At 50.1% G+C, this 19,365-nt stretch carries 14 protein-coding genes; 8 read left to right on the top strand and 6 right to left on the bottom strand.

What is annotated here, in order from left to right; genetic code table 11:
• Positions 1–5 precede the first annotated feature (5 nt).
• The 3 genes from lexA to ACN0YN_RS06725 all read right to left on the bottom strand — a co-directional run bounded on the left by lexA (position 6) and on the right by ACN0YN_RS06725 (position 5,633).
• Positions 6–614 carry a transcriptional repressor LexA gene (gene lexA, locus ACN0YN_RS06735; RefSeq protein WP_417384236.1) on the bottom strand — a complete coding sequence of 203 codons (609 nt, stop codon included), beginning with the start codon at positions 612–614 and terminating at the stop codon, positions 6–8.
• A 219-nt stretch (positions 615–833) separates the two neighbouring features.
• A complete protein-coding gene (locus ACN0YN_RS06730) occupies positions 834–4,361 on the bottom strand; it encodes an acyl-[ACP]--phospholipid O-acyltransferase (RefSeq protein WP_417384235.1) in 3,528 nt (1,175 codons plus the stop codon).
• A 294-nt stretch (positions 4,362–4,655) separates the two neighbouring features.
• Positions 4,656–5,633: a VWA domain-containing protein gene (locus tag ACN0YN_RS06725; protein ID WP_417384234.1), complete on the bottom strand. Its 978-nt coding sequence runs from the start codon at positions 5,631–5,633 to the stop codon at positions 4,656–4,658.
• Between the two features lie 280 nt (positions 5,634–5,913).
• Here ACN0YN_RS06725 and ACN0YN_RS06720 point away from each other — a divergent pair, with 280 nt between their 5' ends.
• From ACN0YN_RS06720 to ACN0YN_RS06690, 7 genes are all read left to right on the top strand, one after another.
• Positions 5,914–6,408 carry a thiol-disulfide oxidoreductase DCC family protein gene (locus tag ACN0YN_RS06720; RefSeq protein WP_417384233.1) on the top strand — a complete coding sequence of 165 codons (495 nt, stop codon included), beginning with the start codon at positions 5,914–5,916 and terminating at the stop codon, positions 6,406–6,408.
• 33 nt (positions 6,409–6,441) lie between these two features.
• Positions 6,442–7,827 carry a sulfatase gene (locus ACN0YN_RS06715; protein WP_417384232.1) on the top strand — a complete coding sequence of 462 codons (1,386 nt, stop codon included), beginning with the start codon at positions 6,442–6,444 and terminating at the stop codon, positions 7,825–7,827.
• Positions 7,828–7,932: 105 nt separating this feature from the next.
• Positions 7,933–8,199, top strand: coding sequence for a hypothetical protein (locus ACN0YN_RS06710; protein WP_417384231.1), 267 nt, complete (start codon positions 7,933–7,935; stop codon positions 8,197–8,199).
• 12 nt (positions 8,200–8,211) lie between these two features.
• Positions 8,212–9,882, top strand: a complete 1,671-nt coding sequence (locus ACN0YN_RS06705; RefSeq protein ID WP_417384230.1) for a PQQ-binding-like beta-propeller repeat protein — start codon at positions 8,212–8,214, stop codon at positions 9,880–9,882.
• Positions 9,883–10,127: 245 nt separating this feature from the next.
• Positions 10,128–11,861, top strand: coding sequence for a DUF1549 domain-containing protein (locus ACN0YN_RS06700; protein ID WP_417384229.1), 1,734 nt, complete (start codon positions 10,128–10,130; stop codon positions 11,859–11,861).
• 54 nt (positions 11,862–11,915) lie between these two features.
• Entirely contained in the window at positions 11,916–13,190 is a 1,275-nt protein-coding gene (locus ACN0YN_RS06695) for a DUF1501 domain-containing protein (RefSeq protein ID WP_417384228.1), read from the top strand.
• The gene (locus ACN0YN_RS06690) at positions 13,187–14,875 is read left to right on the top strand and encodes a hypothetical protein (RefSeq protein ID WP_417384227.1); all 1,689 of its coding nucleotides are present in this window, start codon (positions 13,187–13,189) and stop codon (positions 14,873–14,875) included. Before ACN0YN_RS06695 ends, ACN0YN_RS06690 begins: the two co-directional genes overlap by 4 nt.
• Here the strand turns inward: ACN0YN_RS06690 and ACN0YN_RS06685 are convergent, their stop codons facing one another.
• Entirely contained in the window at positions 14,876–15,343 is a 468-nt protein-coding gene (locus tag ACN0YN_RS06685; RefSeq protein WP_417384226.1) for an SRPBCC family protein, read from the bottom strand.
• Positions 15,344–15,814: 471 nt separating this feature from the next.
• On the opposite strand from ACN0YN_RS06685, the gene ACN0YN_RS06680 reads away from it, so the two are divergent.
• Positions 15,815–17,077, top strand: a complete 1,263-nt coding sequence (locus tag ACN0YN_RS06680; RefSeq protein ID WP_417384225.1) for a glycosyltransferase — start codon at positions 15,815–15,817, stop codon at positions 17,075–17,077.
• A 36-nt stretch (positions 17,078–17,113) separates the two neighbouring features.
• Here the strand turns inward: ACN0YN_RS06680 and ACN0YN_RS06675 are convergent, their stop codons facing one another.
• Both ACN0YN_RS06675 and ACN0YN_RS06670 read right to left on the bottom strand, forming a co-directional pair.
• Complete coding sequence (locus ACN0YN_RS06675) at positions 17,114–18,067, bottom strand: class I SAM-dependent methyltransferase (protein WP_417384224.1); 954 nt, start codon at positions 18,065–18,067, stop codon at positions 17,114–17,116.
• Between the two features lie 139 nt (positions 18,068–18,206).
• Positions 18,207–18,986 carry a hypothetical protein gene (locus tag ACN0YN_RS06670; protein WP_417384223.1) on the bottom strand — a complete coding sequence of 260 codons (780 nt, stop codon included), beginning with the start codon at positions 18,984–18,986 and terminating at the stop codon, positions 18,207–18,209.
• Positions 18,987–19,365 lie beyond the last annotated feature (379 nt).

Here is a 19,365-nt window from a genome sequence, read left to right as displayed (position 1 = left end):
ATCATTCAGCTGAATTTGCGAATGACACCTTTCACCACGCCAAGCACCTGGACGTCGGTGGAATAAATGGGTGACATGGTCGAGTTGGCAGGTTCCAGTCTGACACGATCTGCTTCCTGGTAGAAGCGTTTTAATGTGGCTTCCTGATTATCAACCAGTGCAACAACGATCTCTCCCTGCTGACAGGTGTCCTGTTTTTTAATCACGACAAAATCTCCATCTTGAATCTGTGCTTCAATCATGGAGTTGCCTTTGACTTTCAGGCAGAAATTGTCGCCACTTTCAAACAGGGCACTGAAATCAACCTGTGTATCATCTGCCGCCGGTGGAATAATTGGTGTTCCCGCCTGCAGTGAACCGGAAAACGTTACATTTGCCGGTTTTTGAGCATTGTCACAGAGTTGAATGGATCGCGAAATATGGGATTTGCGTTTAATTAACCCTTTACGTTCAAGGGCTTTCAAGTGTCCCATGACACCATTGGGAGATCGGATATCAAATGCATCACCGATTTCTCTGACTGTAGGGCCATAACCACGGTTGACAATTTTGTCTTTCAGAAATTGATAGATTGCCAGCTGCCGCTCCGTCAATTTGACATTTTGGTTTATCATGCCTGCTTCCTTCTCACTTACTCAATCGCTAAACGGATACAACATAATGATTTCACTAATAAAGTGAATTTCACTATACAATGGCCCGTTCTTTACACTAATGGACTCTTGAGCCCCGGGAACCTAACGCAGTTTTCGAAGAATCTGCGTAAGTTATTGCGAAAGCGAAAGTTGAAAGGGATGCAAATCGCTAAAGCATGTAAAGTATATCCTATAATATCAGCTGGTGACTTCGGCTGCAAAGGCATCACAGGCGACCTGCTTGATTTTTGCCAGATCGAGTTTACCTGTACCCAATAAAGGAATTGTTTCGACTTCCAGAAAACTGTCGCTGGAAGGCATCCAGAGATTGGGCAGATTTTCGCTGGCAAGTCTTTTGAGAATTTCGTCGACAGAAATCTGCAGCGGTTTATGCAGGACGATCAGGCGTTCGCCTTTTTTAGGATCAGGAACTGACGTCACTGCGACCTGGACTTCGGGTTCGTCTTCATCCGGGTTGCTGACGATGTCGATGATGAGTTCTTCGATCCGGAGGTGCGGCACCATTTCTCCACCGATTTTGGAGAAGCGGGTCTGCCTGCCGGTGATGGTGATAAAACCCTCTTCATCGATGGTGGCAAAGTCGCCGGTATTGTACCAGCCGTCGAAAATGACCTCTGCGGTTTTTTCAGGATTATTGAGGTAGCCTTTCATGACATTAGGCCCCTTGATAAACAGCAGACCTTCTTCGCCGTCAGGGAGATCCTCTTTGGTCTCGGGGTCAACCGTTTTTGCCATGACACAGGGAATGGGACGGCCTACCGTTCCCGGTTTGGCACTGACTTCCGTCGGATCCAGCTGTCGTGTCGGTGGGACGTTGACCGCAGCGACTGGAGACAGTTCTGTCGTGCCGTAACCTTCGGTCGGAAAGAGCCCGAATTTCTCTTCAAACTCTTTTGCCAGACTTTGAGGCAGTTTTTCTGCACCGGTAATGACGATGTCCAGTGACTGGAATTGTTCCCGCGTGCAGCGCTTCAGATAGTGTCTGAGGAATGTAGGTGTCGACGTGAAGAGCGTGACTTTATATTTCTCAATCATTTTCCCCACGGTGCGGGCATCGGTGGGATTAAAGTGATAACAGGATCGCATGTTTCTGGCGAAAGGCATCCAGAGCGCAATCGTGTAACCGAATGAATGAAAGAAAGGCAGGATTCCCAGGATGCAGTCGCGGGGAGCAAGCTGCAGCAGGTCATCGGCCGAGTTGATATTGGAAATAATATTATGATGGGTCAGCATGACTCCCTTGGGACGACCCGTTGAACCAGATGTGAAGATGACCGTACTCAGGTCGTCAGAGCTGACCCGGGTCAGGCCGATGATGCGTTCAATTAACCAGGCCGGGACAATGAACGCCATGAACAGGCTGATGAGTTTGTCAGCCAGTGAGGCTTTGAGTTTGAGTTCGTCGACCAGGACCACATTCGCTTCCAGATCGAAAGGTTTTTTCTCCAGGAACTTACTGCTGGTCAAAACGGTTTTGATGCCTGCTTCCCGGATACAGTAATTGATATCACTGTCAGACAGCGTGTAGTTCAGATTGATGGGGACGCGGCCTGAGATCGCAAGGCTGGCATTCACAACAGACCCGCCTACAGAGGGGGGCAGCAGGACGCCGACCATTTTTTCATCCTGCTTGAGAACGTATTTATTGAGCAGCCGCCTCATCATCAGCGCGCCGGTCAGTAATTTTCCGCCGGTCAGTTCAACCCCGGTCGAGTCAGCCACTTTTTGCTGGAATCGTTGACTCTTACATTTTCTCAGAAACAATCTTGGCGCTATCATTTGATATGTCTTTCGAAAATTGGCAGATTCGACTCCCAGGTTTTGTACGACTTTACGAACGTGCTTTTCATTCTCCGGATGAAGAATGGGCTTGCCGAACCTGATCGAAACGGGATATGGCCACCTGCGCGGTTTTTTCCAGAAAAATTTTCCGCCGTGAAAACTAAAGATACTCCCCCAGAGTTCATCAATATAAACGGGTATCACCGGAGCGCCGGTGCCTTTAATAATTTTCATCAGACCCGATTGAAATGGCTGCAGATATCCCGAACGGGTCAATTTTCCTTCCGCAAAGATACAGACTAATTCTCCATTTTCAATGGCAGTTCGGGCGGTTTTGATGGAGTGCATTAATGCTTTCGGACCATCTTCCACATTGATGGGGATCGTATTATACAGCTTTGTAAGCCAGGAGACCCAGGGGCCCTGGACGTAAGTGGAATAAGCAATCATGCGGACCGGGCGAGAGGATGTCAGAATCAGGAACACGCCGTCCAGCCAGGAGACATGGTTGGCAACCAGCAGGGCTCCCCCTTTGGGAGGCAGGTTTTTGAGTCCCTTCACGCGCAGTTTATAAATCGTACAACTGACCAGCCAGACCATAAAGCGGATGGTGGCGTTGGGAAGCAGCTTGAAAATATAAATGCCAACGGGAATGGTGAGCAGCCCCAGCACCATGAAGATCTGGCTGGCCGTCATTTCGAGTTTGGCCTGCATCACCCAGAAGCCAAAGGATGCGATCAGGATAAACAGGAATGCCAGGAAGTTGGCAGCCGCCAGAATGCTGCCCCGCGTTTCAACGTCGCTGCGGTGCTGCAGAAATGTTTCCAGCGGAATATCAAACAGTCCGGAACTGACCCCCAGCAGAAACAGCCACAACAGAGAGAGGCCGTAGAGCAGTTGTGAGTTCGACTCAGATCCGGGGATGACGCTGTTTCCAGTAAAGTAGAGTAACAGCGATGTCACGACGATGCCCGCGGCTCCCAGTGGCACAATTCCCAGTTCGATCCGTCCGGAAGACCAGATACCCGCCAGCATGCTGCCCAGTGCCACACCAAAGACGAGGATCCCCAGCAGCGGGCCGATATCTTTTTGTGTCAGATTCAGTTCGTTGATGCCGTACGTGTCGACGTTCATCTGTGCCAGCGAAGCCAGCATCCAGAAAAAAGCGACACCTAAAGCAGTTCTCAGCAGAGGAGTACTGCTGGTGAGCAACTGCATCTGATGCCAGGTCTCTTTGGCAGGGTTAAAGGGAAAGCCTCGATCAGGGGCAGCCGGTTCCAGTTTCCTGATTTTCAGACTGGTGAGAGTTCCCAGTACAGCAACTCCGACCAGTGTAAAAGCAGCGAAGCTGATATCGCCAAACGTACCGGGAGCAGACAGACTGGGTTGAGTAATATGGTAGAGATAATTGCCGGCGATGAATCCCATGGCTGATGAGACAACGGTCGTCAGACCCATGATCCCGTTGCCGCGCGAGAGACGATTATCGCGCAGCATTTCGGGAATGCTGCCGAATTTGGCAGGTCCAAAGAGCGCACTTTGACAGCCCATGAGGGCCACAATAAAAAACAGCAGATAGATATTGCCAATCAGAACAGCGCCGACTCCTGCAATCATGATGATGATTTCTGCGACTTTACAGGCAATGATCACCGTGCGTTTGCTGAAACGGTCTGCCAGATAACCGGCGACACTGGCGAGCAGCAGATAAGGGAGTGTGAAGCAGGCCAGTCCCAGAGAAAGGGCATTCGCATCACCAATCTCCGGTTTGGCAATGGGAATGATGAACCAGCGAAACATATTGTCGTTCATCGCTCCCAGAAACTGAGTTCCCAGTAGAGCCAGAAAGGAAGGGGAGTTCAGTGTCCCTTTGCGTACACCGCGTTTATGGGGTTCCGTTTTTGCGGTGATCGTAGAATTCATGTTGTTGAGCGATCCAGATATTCTAACGGCTTGTTGAAATCGTCTGATACTCAATCAGGCTGATTCGGTTAACAGGCGCGGGAAACTTAATTGAAAGAAAAGCAATCAAAGTGCTCACTTCTCAAGAAGGCGAAGTGGGACTGAAAATATCACGCGAAAAAACAGTGTGATAGAAAAGCAAGGGGCATACTATTCCAAAAAGTATTTATCTGTAAAGACTTAGATATTGAATGGCTCTAAAGAATCTACGAGAGGCGTGGGCTAGTGTATGCCTGTTCCGACTTGCCTGTGAAATCAGGGAATAAAGGTGAATGTTCCCGAATGATTCTCAGCCAGTTCCCGGATGGCCTGTTCTCCTTCCAGGCTGCCAAAGCAAATGCCATTCACCGTAATCCTTTGATTGCGGTATTTCTGTGTCGCCAGTTTATTGAAGGACTTCACGATCACAGGGTCAAACTGACCGTCCGTCAGAAAGTAAATCGTATCTGGCTGTAATTTCAGAGCCAGCAGCAATGCCTGGTATGGTTCCGTCATGCCGATGCCGGGTACTCGGGCAACCCAGTTGAGGTATCTCTGTTTTGCCTCCTTCGTAGCGGGTTGCAACTTCCGTGCGGGCATGGGGATGGCCACGTCACTGAAGAAGATCACAAAAAACTCCTGGTCTTCGTTCAGGGAGTGAATGGCGCGGGCCAGTTCGATTTTGACACGTCCCAGTCTGGTTTTTCCCTCACTTTCATGGGGAAAATTCATGCTGTTGGAGGAATCGACCACATAAACGATTTTTTTACTCTGGGGATTAATCCCGAAGAATTTCCCGTTCCCATTTCCCGCCCCGGAACCATCAGCTGCATTTCCAAGGGCTGTCGATGTCAAAAGTGCGCCGACCACTTCGGAACCGTATTTTGTCGTCAGCGACTCTTCATACTGTGTCACCTGGGGGAGTGGACCCTGTAAATAAGACGATTTTGATTCCGTATCAGGCGCGGATCTACGCTCTGTGATGGGGGGTAATTTCGATAGCAGGGCTGAATTGCTGGCGCTTTCTTTGCGTTTCGTGACCGGGATCAGTTCCAGGGATTCTGATTCGAGCTGCTTTTGTGGTGGCGCCCAGCGCGTCTGGATGACATCGGATTCCGCCGGAAACCGCGTTCCCAGCTGATGTTCGAAGAACAGGGAAAGACTGCCGATGATTAAAAGATGAACCAGCGTGGAGACACCCAGTCCCTGATTCCAGTGAGTCTGCGAATCGGAATGGGGGGATTGTTGCTGCATGGAACTCTTAACCGGAATCAATGTGTGGAAAACCTTCTCTATTTTGAATCGGCAGGATGACTGCCTTAATTTTAGCGTTCATTTTGAGGAAACGACAGAAGTATTCAATGATTCTGAGTCAACGGGACGTAAGCCAGGTAGCAGGCTGAGTGTTTTGCAGGGATTCCGCTGAATGCGGTAAAATACGACTGGAGATAAATGCTTATAACGTATAATATTACAGGTGAAGTACGTTTTTTCGGCAGGCTGGACCGTGTTTCAGATTGAGAAACGAAATCACATGAAAAAAACAGTGACCACGATCGATTCGAACAGTCCGATCTCCCGTGTTGCTGCAGACTTCCAGACGGAAGAGACGGGGGCATCCGGTTTGACCGAGAAGCCGATTCTGTTTTTTGATGGCGTGTGTGGTTTATGTAATTCCAGCGTCGATTTTGCGATGGCGCGGGATCGGCAGGCCCGTCTGTATTATGCACCGCTGCAGGGGGAGACTGCTCGGGAATTACTGAGTGAGCAGGATCTGGCCAGTGTCGATACCGTTGTCTTCCGGACCGTGGATGGGGCTCGCTGTTATCGTCGATCAGCGGCAGTCGTCAGGCTGTTATGGCTGCTGGGATTTCCCTGGAATCTCTATGGTTGGCTGTTGTGGTGTATTCCACTTCCGATCCGGAACCTGGGGTACCGACTGATTGCGAGTGTGCGCTATCGTCTGTTTGGAAAACATGAAACCTGCCGGATGCCAACCCCTGAAGAACGTGCTCGTATCCTGCCTTGAACGAATCCATTTTAAGTTGATAAAGAGACCGATATGCGACTGATGCCGTTGAAATGCTTCCTGATGACAGTACTGGTATTCATGGGGTGGAAGGGGGAAGTTTCAGCGCAAACGCAGCCGACGGCAAAACCCAATTTTATTGTCTTTATTGCGGATGACATGGCCTGGGATGACTGCGGTGCCTATGGTCATCCCAAAATTCAGACGCCCAATCTGAATCAGCTGGCTAAAGATGGCATGAAGTTTAATCATGCCTATCTAACCTGCAGTTCCTGCAGCCCGAGTCGCGCCAGCATCATTACCGGCCGCTATCCCCATAGCACGGGAGCGCACCAGCTGCATCTGCCTCTCCCCGCCAGCCAGGTGACGTTTGTCGAGAAACTGAAAGAAGCCGGATACTATACTGCTTCTGCCGGGAAGTGGCATCTGGGAACTCCCACGGAAAGCAAGTTCGATCTGGTGACGACGAAGTTGAACGAGTGGGTATCGACGCTGCAGCAGAGGCCGAAAGACAAACCATTTTTCATGTGGTTTGCCTTCACTGATCCGCATCGTCCTTATCAGCGGAATATTATTGACCGACCGCATACCAATGACGAAGTCATCGTGCCCCCTTATCTGCCTGACACCCCGGAGGTGCGCGGTGATCTGGCTTTATACTATGACGAGATTACGCGGCTGGATGGCGTCGTCGGCAATGTACGCAAAGAGCTGAACGCCCAGAAGGTGGCTTCCAACACGGTGATTGTTTTTCTGAGTGATAACGGGCGGCCTTTTCCCCGTTGCAAAACAACCGTGTATGACAGTGGAATTCGAACTCCCTTCATTGTTACCTGGCCCGCTGAAGTGAAAGCGGGGAGCGTCTGTAATTCATTGGTCAGCTCGGTTGATCTCGCGCCGACCGTCCTGGAACTGGCGGGTCTGCCACTCGGGGAAACCTATCAGGGAAAAAGTTTCCGCAAACTGTTAAAGAATCCGGAAGCAACGACTCGCGGACTGATTTTTGCGGAACACAACTGGCATGACTTTGAAGACTTTGGTCGCGCCGTTCGATCGCCGCGCTATAAGTATATTCGGAATTTCTACACAGACATTCCGGGAACCCCTCCTGCTGATGCCGTCCGCAGTGATACCTACGTCAAAATGCTGAAGTTGCGAGAAGCCGGGAAACTGAACGAAGATCAGCAAAGCTGTTTTCAGGTCCCCCGACAGGAAGTGGAACTTTATGACGTAGAAGCAGATCCCCATGAATTACACAATCTGGCGGGGAATCCGGAGTATGCGGAAGTTCAACAGGAATTGCGCACGGCCCTCGATCAATGGCAGGAAGAAACTCATGACCGACTGCCGCGCACCCGCCGACCGGATGAATTTGATCGGGAGACCGGTCAGCAACTGCCTGCCTTCCGTAAAAAATAGTCGGCTCTGATTCATTTCAGGTATTTCCTGAAACGCCTCATGCGGGTTTCGGGTAAGACTGTTATGGAGTTAATCTCAATTTCGAGTTGAACGATGAATGCGCCAGTGAATTCGAGCCTGACACCGGTTTCCGATACGGAAAAGACCACCATCCTGCAAAAAGCAGGTGTGGCCTCAATGTGCGCCGCTGCATTCCTGATGCTGTATTTCTTACTGGCGGGACCACTGGTCTGGATCGAAGGGAAGATGAAGTTTCCTCCCTTTTCCCGATCTGTGAAAGTCATCTATGCACCACTGGCGCGGATTGTGAAATCCGATCTTGAGCCAGCCTCCAGTATTGTCAAAGCCTATGTGGGCCTGTTTAAAAAATAACGGGACTGATCAATGACTGAGAGCGGGCCGCCTCCCGAAACTGAAACGGTTCAGGCAACCAATGTTGAGACTCCCCGACAGAAATTTCGTTGGAAGTGGGGACTGGCGATTCTGCTGCTCGGAATCGCTGCGATTTTTTTTAACTGGTTTCGACTGGCACCAGACCGGACTTATCAGGTGTTCTCGGTCTATGAAGGGATTCGTAATATCTTTGTGGGCTTAATCATCTGGTGGCTGTTTTTTTCGGGAATTGCCTGGAAGAGACGGTTCCAGGGGCTCGGCGGCGCTGCTTTGGTATTCGTTCTGTTTTTTGGACTGTTACGCGTAGAAAGTTTTGAAGGGGATATGGTCCCCCGCTTTCAATTCCGGTTCTCGCCGACTCTTGAAGAGCGGGCGAAAGCGTATTTCAATCAGATCGAAAACAGCTCCAATAAAAAATCGAATACCACGACGCGGGCTCTGGAAGTCGTACCTGGTGACTGGCCCGGCTATCGGGGAATGAACCGGGATGGAATTGCCGACGCACAGTCAATTCGAACCGACTGGAAGCAGCAGCCGCCGGAACTGCTCTGGAAACATCCTGTCGGCGCAGGCTGGGGCTCTTTCTGCATTGTCGGCGACCGGGCTTTTACGCAGGAGCAGCGAGGCGATGTCGAAGTCGTCGTCTGCTATGACGCGTTGACTGGAAATCAAGTCTGGGTTTCTGAAGATAAAGTACGCTTTGAAGAGGCACTGGGGGGAGTCGGACCACGGGCGACGCCGACTTTTGATCAGGGATTTCTCTACACAGTGGGAGGCACGGGAGTGCTGCATTGTTTCGAAGCAGCCACCGGGAGCGTCGTTTGGACCCATGATCTGCTCAAAGAACAGAATCAGAACAATCTGCAGTGGGGGATGTCCGGTTCTCCCTTGATCTGGGAAAACCTGGTCATCGTCAACCAGGGGCTCGCCGTGGATTCCTCTGAACTGGATCCTCGTTCGATCATTGCCTTTAATAAACAGACCGGCGAGCAGGTCTGGACGAGTGGCAGCCGGAAATCGAGTTATAGTTCTCCTCAACTGGCAGAATTACAGGGAGTGCCTCAGATCCTGGTGTTTCATGCGGAAGGGCTGGAAAGTTTTACGCCGGCAGACGGACTGTCATTGTGGTTCTTCCCCTGGAAAAACCAGGCGGGTGTCAACGCCGCCCAGCCCATTGTGATTGATGAGTCCTCAGTTTTTATTGGTTCCGGATATGGGCTTGGTTCGGCGCGACTGTCAATCAAGAAAACCGGTGATGAGTGGGAAGTGACTCAGGTCTGGGCGAGTAAGAGTCCTAAACTGAAATTCAATTCCTCCGTAATGCATGCTGGTTACGTGTATGGGCTGGATGAAGGGATTCTCACCTGCCTGAATCTGGAAAACGGCAAACGCAAGTGGAAAAAAGGGCGTTATGGTTATGGTCAGATGCTGCTGGCAGGCTCGATGCTGCTGATTCTGGCTGAAGATGGCAGTGTGGAACTGGTCAAAGCGGATCTGGAGGCGTATTCGCAGGTTGCGAAACTGCAGGCACTCAGCGGCCAGACCTGGAATCATCCTGCTCTGGCCCAGGGGAAACTGTTTGTACGAAACAGCGAAATGGCTGCCTGTTTTGATCTTTCACCGGTCTCAGAAACTCTGCCAGCCGAAGCAACGGATCGTTAGAAACGTGCTGTCAGGCACCGTTTTCGTGCGTTCATCTCTTTTCCGGGAATGGGTAAAGCTGAGTAAGATCTGCGGATTGTACTTGACGGAGTGGAGCCACGGGGCCACAATAGACGATAAATAAACACCCACCTATGTGTTAAGACTTCCCACAACGTATTGAAACTGAATCAGTTTTGCTACGTCCCGCCTCAGATAGCCAGTCTATCTGAAAGACATTGCAGAGAACGGAAGAAAGGAGCCCCATGTTTCGCGCGAACATGCGAGTTTACGTTTTGCTGCTGTTAGTATTCTTCCTCCCGGCACGTTCTATTTCCGTCCTGGCTGCAGAACTGTCTCAACCTGCGATTGAACCACTGGTCGCAAAAAAGCCGAGTCTGCCTGCAGGCCCACCATTGCATGAGACGATTGACAGACTCATCCAGAGTCAAACCGCAGACTACACGCAGCTGGCCTCTCCTTTAAGTGATGATGCTGAATTTCTGCGACGGATTTATCTCGATCTGACAGGGCGGATACCCACCATCGAACAGACGCGGGCTTTTTTGAATGATCAGCGTCCCGATAAGCGTGTGGTATTGGTTGATCAACTGTTGAACTCTGCCGAGTACGCCCGCTTTGTGTCACAGCGTCTGGACGTGATGCTGATGCAGCGGATGAATAAAAAGTATATTGACGTCGGCGCGTGGGAAGAATACTTGCGGTCTTCCGTCGCTGAGAACAAACCTCTGGATCAACTGGTACGCGAAATCCTTGCTGCGGATGGCTCTGATAAAGCGCATCAGGCGGAGGCCCGATTTTATCTGGCTCGCAGCGGCGAGGTAGACGAGCTGACGCGTGATATCAGTCGCATCTTTCTGGGAGCAGATCTGACATGTGCTCAATGTCACGATCACCCGGAAGTAGAAGACTGGAAGCAGGATCATTACTACGGGATTTCGGCATTTCTGGTTCGCAGTTTTGTGTTTACCGACAAAAAGAAAAAGCAGACGATCTTTGCAGAGAAAGCAGAAGGCGAAGTCAAATTTGAATCGGTGTTTGAGGTTCGCGATAAGACATCCAAAGGTCCTGAGACGACACTGCCTGCGGTGTTTGAGGGCAAAAAGATTCCTGAACCCGCATTCAAAAAGGGAGAAGAGTACAAAGTCAAACCAGCCAAAGACGTACGACCGATTCCCAAATACAGTCGTCGTGCTCAACTGGGAGATGCGATTACAAAAGAGAATCGCCGCTTCGCGCGGACAATGGCGAATCGGTTATGGGCGATGCTGCTGGGAAGGGGAATTGTACATCCGCTCGATGCGGACCATTCAGATAATCCTCCCTCGCATCCGGAACTGCTGGATGTACTGACCGATCAACTGTTAACACACGACTATGATCTGAAATGGTATCTGCGCGAAATTGTTTTGAGTGAAACCTATCAGCGGTCGAGTGCCAACGAGCTGTTTCAGGATAAATCTGCAAAAGATCTGTCCGATGCGCAATTCACTCACGCGTTGCTGAAGCCTTTGAACCCGGAACAGTATGCCTGGGCAGTCATGGAAGCAACCGGGCTGGCAGAAGTGCATCGGAACAGTCTGAATAAGAAGTTGAGTGAAGCAACACTACGAAAAAATCTGCTGGGTTATGAACGCCAGTTTGTCTCCCTGTTCGGCGGCGTGCCGGGCGAAACTGTTAAAGAATTCGAGGCAACTGCAGATCAGATTTTATATCTGTCTAACGATCAGCGGATTCAGGTAATCCTGCCGGCGCGGACGGGAAATTTAGCCGATCGACTCATGAAAATCCCAGTGGATCAATCCGCTCAGCTGTCAGAGGAATTGTACCTCAGTGTCTTAACGAGACATCCACTCCAGGCCGAAACTGAGGAAGTGACGGGCCTGCTGTCAGGAAAAACAGGCAAGGATCGGGCTGAGATCATTACCGATCTGGTCTGGGCGTTATTAATGTCGTCAGAGTTTCGGTTTAATCACTGATCGGGTTGATTCAACTTCAGTCAGTCTTAAGGAATTCAGGAAGAGGATGTGACAATGCGTTGTAACTATGCTTGTGGATCACATGAATCACTGACGCGTCGCTCTTTTATCGGGGGCTCAGCCGCTGGTGCATTAAGCATGCTTGGCTTTGGAGGAATGACCCAGGTTCAGGCAGCAAAAAAACTGGCTGCTCAGCAAAAGCAGGTGGTGGTGTTCTGGCTCTCCGGTGGAGTCAGTCAACTGGAGACCTGGGATCCCAAGCCGGGCACGGAAACGGGAGGCCCTTTCCAGGCGATCTCCACCTCTGCGCCTGGAGTGCAGATCAGCGAACTGTTGCCTTATACAGCACAGCAGATGCATCATCTGGCACTGGTCCGGGGAATCAACACCAAAGAAAATAACCATGGCAAAGGGGCCTACATCATGCAGACCGGGCGGAAAGAACAGCCTGGTTTTGCCTATCCCTATCTGGGTTCTTCATTTTCCAGCCATCTGTCACCCCCCGACAGTCCGTTGCCGGGATATATCTCAGTGGGGGCGGGGGGCTCTTCGAAGGAAGCTACGTTCCTGGGACCCCGTCATGCACCACTGGTGCTGTCAGGTGGGAGGGCACCGGCGAATCTGGAAATGCATTCTTCCATGACGGCAGAGCGGGATGTGCTCAGACGTAATCTGCGGAGTAAGGTCAGTCAGCGATTTGAGCAGAAACGCAAGACGGCACATACCGAAGTCTATAATGAATCGTTCGATCAGGCAGCGGCGTTGATGTCCCGGCGGGATATTTTTGACTTCAGTCATTTTTCTGACAAAGACGTGGAACGTTACGGCAAGCATGATTTCGGTCAACACTGTCTGATGGCGCGACAGTTGATTGAGAAAGGAGTGACATTTGTCAAAGTCGGTCATACGAACTACGACACTCATTCCGAGAATTTCAATTTTCATATCGAGCAACTGGGTGAATTCGATCGTCCTTTCGCGACGTTTATCTCAGATCTCTATGATCGTGGTTTGCTGGAGCATACCCTGATTATCTGCATGTGCGAATTTGGCCGCACTCCCAGAATTAATTCACGTATCGGCCGAGACCACTGGGGAACAGCCTGGTCCATCGCAGTCGGCGGGGCCGGGATCAAAGGGGGAGCGGTTTCCGGCAAGACCAATGAAACCGGCACTAAAGTGATCGATCGTGAAGTCAATGGCGGGCATCTGTTCCACACTTACTATCAGGCGGTCGGACTGGATTCCTCGGAAGAATTTTATCCCAACGGTCAACCAATTGCGAAAGCCGATCCCAAGACGGAAGCAATCAAGGAGATTCTGGCGTGAGTGGATTACCAGTGCGGCGGTTTCAAAACATATCTTTGCAGGCAGTGGCGGTACTGTGTTGTTCGGCTTCGCTGCTATTGGCGGCAGATAAACCTGCTGATAAAACGGCTGCCAACGAATCACCAGTGCAGGCAGTCAAGCCAATTCTCAATCATGGACCGACGCGTTTGCCGGCCGCTTCGAAATTTGCGGAACTGGATGCGGCCAAAGCAGCAAAACTTTCTGAAACTCAAGCGAACGCCGTGAATCAGATCGCCGAAAGTCTGAAGCAGGCAGACTCAGAAGTCAGTCAGATTCAGACCGGTATTCAAAAAGCAAAGCAGCAGATCAAAACCGAAACGGATGCCTTAAAACTGCTGCAACAGCAACTGAAAGCGATTTCCGAGAAGAAATCAGACGACAAAAAGACCGACGATCAATCAGATGAATCGGCTGAAGCCGCGAAACTGAAAGCGGATACCGTGTCGCAGGAACTGAAGCAACTGGAACAGCAGGTAAAGATGCTGGAACAGTCGCTGCCTGAGAAGCAGAAGCAACAGGCAGAGTTGAAAAAGCAGCTTACCGCCGCCGAAAAAAAACTGGCGGAACAGAAGACGAACGAGAGTCGGTTTCAGGAATTCGTCAAACTTTTTCGCGAGCAGCCGCCTGCTGCAGATCCGTCACGAATTCGTGAAGTGGCTGCGTTTACCCATTCGCGTCCTTTGTATTCCTGTAAGATTGACTCCAGTGGAAATTACCTGCTCGCAGGAGCACAGGGATCGGCCTTTAATCGCTGGGACCTGGTGAGTGCCGAGAATACGGAACTGCTGGGACATCAGAGCTGGGTGCGTCGATTTGATATCAGCCATTCTAACCCCTTGTTGATCACGGGCGCCTATGAAGGAAAGATCGCCTGGTGGGATCTTGAGGCGGAACATCCCCAGCCACAACATCTGGTTGCAGCTCATAAAGGTTACGTACGCGGAGTGACCATCAGCCCCGATGGATCGCTGGTCGCGACAGGGGGAAATGACTGTCTGGTGAAACTCTGGTCGGTCAATACGGCGAAGCTGATCAAGACTTTTGCAGGCCATGAATATCAAGTCTATAACGTGAAATTTCACCCGAGTGGCCGCTGGCTGATTTCAGGGGATTTACGGGGGAATCTGAAACAGTGGGATGTCGAAACCGGTGAACTGGTGCGCAATTTCGACGGAAGTGCGATTTATAAATATGATACGACATTTCATGGACATATCGGCGGGGTCCGTGGAATGGATATCAGCCGGGATGGAAAATATTTTGCCATCTGTGGAATCGGTGAAGTTTCAAATGCTTTTGCCGGCATCGGAATACCGACCGTCATTCTGTTTGACTGGGTGACCGGCAAGCGACTGGCGGTGATGACACCTGATGATAATTTTAAAGGGACCTGCTGGGGTGTCCGCTTTCATCCCGAAAATGATTTCATCGCAGCCGTTGGTGGAAATTCATCGGGGATGATCTGGTTCTGGAAACCAGGAGAAGACAAGCCCTTCGCCTCGGAAAAGGTTAAAAGTGTGCCTTACGATCTGGATTTCCATCCTGATGGTTTACGGATGTGTGTGGCCTGCTTTGACAAGACAGCGCGACTGTATCACCTGGGGCCCGAAACTCCTGCAGAGCTGGCAGCCAGAACTAAAGGCAAGGACAAGAAGAAAAAGTGATTAAACTGCAGGAGGGGCACGCCGGACCGATTCCTGTTCTGCGAGCTGCTTGAGTTTTGCCATCTGTGACTTCAGAATTCGCTTTGTGAACCAGCTGAATGAGACTCCCATGAGGCGATGGAACAAGGATGGAAAAACCAGTTCACAGTGATAGTCCAGTTCCGTTTTTCTGCCGTATGCCGTCAGTTCATAGGTGACTTCCATTCGATGCGCGGGATGAGCCAGTTTCACAGCGAGCAGCGACGGTGGTTCATATGCCGTGATAATTCCCTTGTAAGTCTGGGTATTCAGCCCTTCTTTAATGGTATGGATGAATTTATTTCCCACACGCTTTTCTGTTTTTTTTCCCTTGGGATAGTCAATCGATTCCAGACCTTCCATCCAGAGTTTCATTTTCTCGTCATCATTAAGATAGCTGAAAACGATTTCAATCGGTGCGACGATTTCCTGATGGTGTGTAATTTCCAATGCAGCCCTCTCCCCGGTTGAACCTGACTTATCATTTGGGAATGGAATCTTAAGTTGCTCATCAATATTACTGGTGAAATTCCAGTCGTAGCTCAGGCCGTATTGTAGCATGCTTTTTCTGCAGGTGTGATCAAGCTGTTGATCGGATTAAAAATTTTGCGCAAACTGGTTTGCAGGAAATCGGTGTCCTGACGGCAGTTCAGGGCAGGCAGACATGATCTGGCAGGAGAGCGTTCCCGATAAAGATCCGGTTTTGCCGCCTGAGAAAACGGGTTTCAGTATCCTGACCACCGTTCCGCCAGTTGCTGATTGCAATGTCTTACAGGGCGATGTAGGATGCTGAGTGAACACGGGTCCCGCCCTCTGTCCTGTCAGTAATAGCGCAATTCCTGGCTGAGTAGAGCCTCTCTCCTGACGAATCCGATTCGTTCCGTAATTGTGCTGGCAGTTAAACTTTCAAGGGCCAATTGAATGCAATTTCTGGCAATCCCATGCCTCCTGATTCTCGTGTACTTTGGTGTCATGTATCTTTACTGGGGACGGAGTTGTCTCCGGTTTTATGAGCAGAATCAAGCCAGTACCGAAGCGAATTCATATCAGCCTCCCGCCGTCGTGCTTCTCCCATTGAGGGGGAATGACCCGTTTTTAATCAATTGCCTGGAAGGGCTGCTCAATCAGGAGTATCCGGCATATTCAGTGAAAATCATTGTGGACCATGCGGAAGATCCTGTTTTTGAGTTTGTGAATCAGTATCTGGAATCACACAGTCATCCTCATTGTCAGGTCAGTGTGCTCAATTCACGCAGAGAGGACTGCGGGTTGAAAAATCAGTCATTGCTCCAGGGCTTATCAGATCTCTCGGATGATATCGAAGTGGTCGCCTGGCTGGATGCCGATGTAGTTCCTCACCGGACCTGGCTGCGGGATCTGGTACAGCCTCTGCAGGACGAGCAGGTTGGCGTTGCTTCCGGGATCAGATGGTACGCGCCTCGCGAAGCGAATGTGGGAACCCTGGTGCGGTATATCTGGAATTCCGCAGCCGTAATTCAGATGCTGGCGGTAGAGATTGTCTGGGGAGGTTCTGTCGCGATCAGCGGTCGTATTTTTCGCAGCCCCCGGCTGGCAGAGTCCTGGTCGAAGATGATGTGGGAAGATACGTGTTTGAACACGCTGGCGGCGCAACTTGATCAGCAGGTGGAGTTTGTTCCGGCTGTTACGATGGTCAATGAAGAATCGACGTCTCTGAAATCCTGTTTTCAATTCATGACCCGGCAGTTAATGAATGCCCGGTTTTATCATTCCCGCTGGTTGTTTATTAGTGCCCTCGGTTTGCTGTCAGCAGTCGCTGAGATGATCCTGATTGCGCAACTGGTGATGTTTGTGTATGAGGGTAATCTGCTCTGGGTGGGGATCATTCTCGGCGTCGTTGCTTTTGCCAGCGGGTCTGTAGGTTATGCGGTATTCCGTCTGGATTTGCAGATCAGACAATTGATCGCGCAACGGGGAACGAAAGTGGATCGCCTGCCGATTGTCGCTGTATTTTTCCTGATACCGACATTACTCGTGTATTGTGCGGCTTTGTTAGCAGCCAGAAGAACAGAACGCATTCGCTGGCGAGGCGTCGTCTATAATGCGACCGCGCCGTTTCAGATTCAGATTGTGCACTATGAGCCTTACCAGGTCACTGTTCACAACGAGAAACAGATTAGACAGCAGAATTCATCAATTGTCTGAACTCGTCTCAACGACTGGTTGATTTCATGCAGGCAACTATTCCAGCGAACCTGCTTCTTCCAGTGCCAGCAGTTGATTCAAATCATCGACCCAGTGTGATTCACCCCGAGACTTTAGTCGTGCTATATAAGAGTGGATTTTTCCAGCGTTGCCTCGCCCGCTGGCGAGAAGCCTGCCTCCCAGTCTGACACCCCAGGGGATTTTCGGCTTAATTGAAGTGTCTCTGGTATTTTTCAGCACAATGGGATCCCAGAACAGACGGCTGCAGACAGGTTGGAATCCGAGTTGAGTATACAGCTTCAAACAACCACTGAATTTCTGGTTGGATTTCAGATGGGTTGAATAATTAGGGTGTACCAGGAAAAAAGGAGAGTTCGCAATTAACAGGCCATCAACTTTGAGCCACTTTGTGAAATCAGCGAGGATTTCACTCGGTTCAGGGACATGTTCGAGCACATCCAGGCAGATAATCACATCGAAAGAATCCGGTTCGAGTTCTGCCAGCGACTGGATCATATTGATTTCAGCTGAATTGTTCTGGAAGACTTGCTGTGCGTAAGAAATGCAGTCCGCTGAAACTTCGAAGTAAGTAACATCATGATTCGTACTCGACCATTGCAGGCTGTCGAATCCCAGTCCATCCCCAAAGGCAAGTATTTTCAGTGGCTGGGGAAAGCTGGATTTCAGGTAATCACAGATCCAGTTCCTGATTTCCTGCTTGAGTGGTCTGCGATTCCAGACGGAAGTTTCATAAAGAAATGCATTCGTTGTTGCATAGAACTGAATGAGTCCCTCACTCCAGGTATGAGGAGTTAATTGACTTTTCTTAAGCTCTGTTCTCACATTCCATCCCAGGCATTTTTCTTCCTGAAGCAGCTTCGATGTGACAGTTTTTTTATGCTCTCCCGAGATGCTGGAGATCAGACCGATCAATTCCGTGTTCTGATTGAGTGGCCAGGGAAGATCAGGATTTTGTGCTGCTTGTTTCATTGGAACTCATTCAAAAAGGAAAAATAAAAGAAGAAGTGAGCATGTTGCTCGTAACGTATGTGTACTTCTCAAAGTGTGAAGCCAAAAAAACGCAGAACTGTCAAAGTCCTGCGTTTTTCTGTCTGGTAATTCAGATTGCTTATTTTTCTTTTTTCTCAGGTTGTTTGGGAGTTTCTTTTTTTTCTGCTGGTTTTTCAGCGGACTTTTTCTCCGCTTTCTTTTCAGCCGGTTTGGGCTCTTCTTTCTTTTCTTTTTTGGGTTCCGGTTTTTTCTCGGCTGGCTTTTTCTCAGCGGGTTTCTTTTCTTCAGGTTTCTTTTCTACCGGTTTGGGAAGTTCTGGTTTTTCAGCAGCCACCGGTTTGGGTTCTTCCGGCATACCGATGACTTCCAGGCCGGTAATCTGTTCCTGCAGTGCCAGGCCGGCAGGACGTGTGACTTTCGTCTGCCAGACATAAAGTCGTTTGAGTTTTTTCAGTGAACTCAACTGGGAAAGTCCCGCGTCGGTGATATCCGTGCCATACAGGTTCAGATATTCCAGGTTGGGGAGCTGCTGCAGATGCTTGAGACCCGCGTCATTGATTTTTGTTTTTTCCAGATGCAGATGTGTCAGGTCTTTCAGATGCTGCAGCTGTGCCAGACCGGCGGAAGTCACTTCGGTACCTCGCAGATTGAGTGAGGCGACATTGGAAAGCCCCGCGAGAGTTTTCAGGGTCTCATCAGTAATCTTCTGGTCTGACAGATGAAAGGCGATTTCGAGTCGGTCATCATTTTGCGCCAGTTCCAGGACGGAACCACCCGCGGCGATGATTTTGGCTTTAGCCTGCTCAGTGGCGGGGTTGGTTTTTTTATCCTCGGCTGACAGGTCTGCAACCTGGGTGAGCGAGATAACGGAAATCAGCGCGACAGAAAAAAATCTCATTTTACCTATCCTTACTTTCTCTGTTGTTCATCGGATTTGGTGTCAAAGTGGGCAGCACATCCTCGTCAGAGGGACCGGTTCGACCGGCATCTCGTGAGACTGACGTGCATTAAATCAATATGTGGCTTGGAGATACACCCCAATTTATCAATTCAACTGATCTTGATGCATTTTATCAGGAGAAAAGGTCAGACGGAAAGACTCAACTCCAAAAATGTGTCCTTCCACCAGAAAATCGCTCCGTTTGTGAATTGAGCCGGCAATGAAGAAATGGTCTCGATTCAAATCCCAAAATCCAGTAACCTCCGGCTCGCGGAATTTTGTTGCAAGTGAATGCTAGAACGCATCACATTTAACCATAGCGTCTATCAATCTAATA

This window comes from Gimesia sp., assembly GCF_048260065.1.
In the GTDB taxonomy this organism is placed as follows: domain Bacteria; phylum Planctomycetota; class Planctomycetia; order Planctomycetales; family Planctomycetaceae; genus Gimesia.
Note: the sequence above shows the minus strand (reverse complement) of the source record. Positions and strands in the feature narration are given on the sequence as shown.